Annotated in this window: 4 protein-coding genes; 2 read left to right on the top strand and 2 right to left on the bottom strand. The window is 68.5% G+C overall.

What is annotated here, in order from left to right; all coding sequences use genetic code 11:
* On the bottom strand, positions 1-756 hold a 756-nt coding region (serC, locus tag DBR34_RS14685), incomplete at its 3' end, for a 3-phosphoserine/phosphohydroxythreonine transaminase (protein ID WP_128097340.1).
* A 169-nt stretch (positions 757-925) separates the two neighbouring features.
* Positions 926-1726 carry an FHA domain-containing protein gene (locus tag DBR34_RS14680; protein WP_128097339.1) on the bottom strand — a complete coding sequence of 267 codons (801 nt, stop codon included), beginning with the start codon at positions 1724-1726 and terminating at the stop codon, positions 926-928.
* A gap of 120 nt (positions 1727-1846) precedes the next feature.
* Here DBR34_RS14680 and DBR34_RS14675 point away from each other — a divergent pair, with 120 nt between their 5' ends.
* Both DBR34_RS14675 and DBR34_RS14670 read left to right on the top strand, forming a co-directional pair.
* On the top strand, positions 1847-2122 hold the full coding sequence (locus DBR34_RS14675; RefSeq protein ID WP_128097338.1) for a polyhydroxyalkanoic acid system family protein: 276 nt from the start codon (positions 1847-1849) through the stop codon (positions 2120-2122).
* 87 nt (positions 2123-2209) lie between these two features.
* Positions 2210-2710 (top strand): phasin family protein, encoded by a 501-nt coding sequence (locus DBR34_RS14670; RefSeq protein ID WP_128097337.1) that lies wholly within the window; start codon positions 2210-2212, stop codon positions 2708-2710.
* The last annotated feature ends 30 nt before the right edge of the window (positions 2711-2740 follow it).

Genomic DNA, 2740 nt, shown 5'->3' with positions numbered 1-2740 from the left:
CTCGAACACCAGCCCGGCCAGGTACCAGTTCCAGGTGGGCGGGGTGTTGAGCATGGAATCGCGCGCCACGTGCGAGCGGTAATTGAAGATGTCCGCGCGCGGCTGGCCGGCGCGTTCGAGCAGGTCGCGGCGCACGATCACCACCGACACGCCCACCGGGCCCAGGTTCTTCTGTGCGCCGGCGTAGATCAGCCCGTACTTGCTGACATCGAGCGGCTCGCTGGCGATGGAGGAGCTGAAATCGGCGAACAGCGGCACCTGGCCAACGTCGGGGGTGTCACGGAACTCGACACCGTGGATGGTCTCGTTGGCGGTGATGTGCACGTAGGCGGCATCGGCCGAGAGCTGCCAGGTGTCGCGCGCGGGGATGTCGTGGAAGCCGTTGGCTTCGCTGCTGGCGGCCACATTGACGTTGACGTAGGGCGTGACCTGCTTGATCGCGGTCTTGCCCCAGTGCCCGGTGAGCACGTAGTCCACGGTCTGGCCGGGCTGGGCGAAGTTGAGCGCCAGCAGGGCCTGCTGGGTGGTGGCGCCACCGGCCAGGAACAGCACGGCGTAGTCGTCGGGGATGCCGATCAGGCGGCGCAGGTCGGCGTCGGCCTTGGCCGCGACGGCCATGAACTCCGGGCCGCGGTGGCTCATTTCGACAATGGAGGCGCCAGCGCCGTTCCATTCCAACATCTCTTCCTGCGCCTTGCGCAGGACCGATTCCGGCAGGGTTGCAGGGCCGGCACTGAAGTTGAACGCGCGCGTCATGTCACACCTATGGGGCAAGACCCCTAGTATGCCGCAGCGCACCAGGCTTTAGGCCTTGCAGGACAAGGCGAATTTGGTTGCAAACGAATCTATCGAGATCAACGCCCACCCGGCCCCGGCGCCCCGGGTAGTGCCGACCGCTGGCCAGCAACGTCATGCGCGATGACCTTTACCGCGCGCCAAACCACAGCAGGCCGCTGATGACCGCAGCCAGCAGCAGCGCGCTGGCCAGCAGCCACGGCCAACGGCTCACGCGCACCGGCTTGACCGGCGCTGCGTCGTGGGTGGGCAGGTCCAGCAGGTCGTCCTCGTCTTCGCTGACGATCCGGGTGCGGGCGTCGTGCGGCACTTCGAGCACGAACCGGTGCTGGGTGTCGAACACCAGCTGGTCGCCCGGCAGCAGCCAGCAATGGCGAACCGCCACGCCGTTGACCCGGGTCGATTCGCCCGCGCCGAGGTCGCGCAGCAGTACGCGGTCGCCGTGCAGCTCCAGCCGTGCGTGCTGCTCGGCAAACGCAGGGTCGTCGATGGCGATGTCGGCCTCGGCGCTGCGGCCGATCAGGCGCGGACGGTCCAGGGTGAAGCTGCGCCCGTGGTGCTGGCCGCCCAACCCGCGCAGCAGGCGCAGTTCGTCGCTGCCGGCGTCACTGCGCGGCGGCGCCTGGGCAAGCGCGTCGCTCTCGCCCTGGATCACCATCTCCACCCCATCCACGTACACCGCGTCGCCCGCGCGCAGCATGGCCATGCGCCGCACGGGCCGGCCGTTGACGTGGATGCCGCGCGTGCCGGTGGCGACCTGCAGCCACAGGCCGCGGTCGTCCAGGCAGAACTGTGCAAGCAGCAGGGTGCCGGTGGCGTCACCGCCGAGCCGGACAGTGCCCGAAGCGTGGCGCACGATGCGCTGCACCCCGGGCCGCAGCGGCTGGTCGGGGTGTTGGCGTTGGGTGAAGTGAACTAGCAGGTTCTGCACGCGGCGAAAGCCTAGCAGGTTGCATGTCATCGAAGAAGAAGTGTGATGCAGTCCTTGGAGTTGGACGCAAGGATGCGCACAATGCACGCCCTTCCCCGCTGCCGCCCGCCAGGAGCTCCCATGTCCAGCATTGATATCCGCCACGCCCATTCCCTGCCCGTCGATGGCGCCCGCAAGGCGATCGAAGATGTGGCCGCCAAGCTGTCCGAGCGCTTCGGCCTGCAGAGCAGCTGGGTGGGCGACGTGTTGAACTTCAACGGCTCCGGCGTGGACGGTGCGATCGAACTGCAGCCCGGCCAGGTGCACGTGACCGCCAAGCTGGGCTTCCTGCTGTCGGCGATGAAGGGCATGGTCGAGAGCGAGATCCAGCGCGTGCTGAAGGAAAAGCTGGGCTGAATCCCGGCGCGTCCACAGCCGCCGGCCATCACATGGCGCAAAGCTGGCGCTGATTAGCATCGGGGTGTCCATCCACAGGATCGCCCCATGACCGCACACGACGACTTCGACGACCGCGACACCCGCAGCCCCGACGACAAGCCCTCGCTGGGCGAACAGGCCGAGCGCTTTTCGCGCCGGCTGACCGGTTCGGCCCAGCAGGTATGGCTGGCCGGCCTCGGTGCCTTGGGCCGCGCCCAGGCCGAGGGCAGCCGCGTGTTCGACACGCTGGTCCGGGAAGGCGAAACCATCGAGGCCCGCAACCGCGAGCAGAGCGGCGACGCCCCGCGCTGGCGCGACAACGTGGAAGAACAGCTGGGCGAGGCCCGCGAAAAGGCCGCCGGCACCTGGGACAAGGTGGAAAAGGCCTTCGATGACCGGGTGCAGGGCGTGCTCAAGCGCCTGCATATCCCCACCGCCGAGGACGTGGCCGCCCTGAACGCCCGTATAGATGCGCTCAATGCCCGGGTCAACCGCGCCGAGGCCCGCAATGCCTCACCCAACGCCGACCCATCCCCCGGAACGCATCAGGGTCCGGGCGGCGCCTGAGCCCGGCTCGGGGGCCATCAGCGCCGGATG

It is taken from the genome of Stenotrophomonas sp. HMWF003 (assembly GCF_003061285.1).
In the GTDB taxonomy this organism is placed as follows: Bacteria; Pseudomonadota; Gammaproteobacteria; order Xanthomonadales; family Xanthomonadaceae; genus Stenotrophomonas; species Stenotrophomonas maltophilia_AP.
The sequence above is the reverse complement of the archived record's forward strand: the minus strand, read 5'-3'. Positions and strand labels throughout refer to the sequence as shown.

Excerpts from the sequence above, each read along its gene's own strand:
- DBR34_RS14675 (WP_128097338.1), top strand. The coding sequence starts at position 1,847 with ATGTCCAGCATTGATATCCGCCACGCCCATTCCCTGCCCGTCGATGGC.
- DBR34_RS14670 (WP_128097337.1), top strand. The coding sequence starts at position 2,210 with ATGACCGCACACGACGACTTCGACGACCGCGACACCCGCAGCCCCGAC.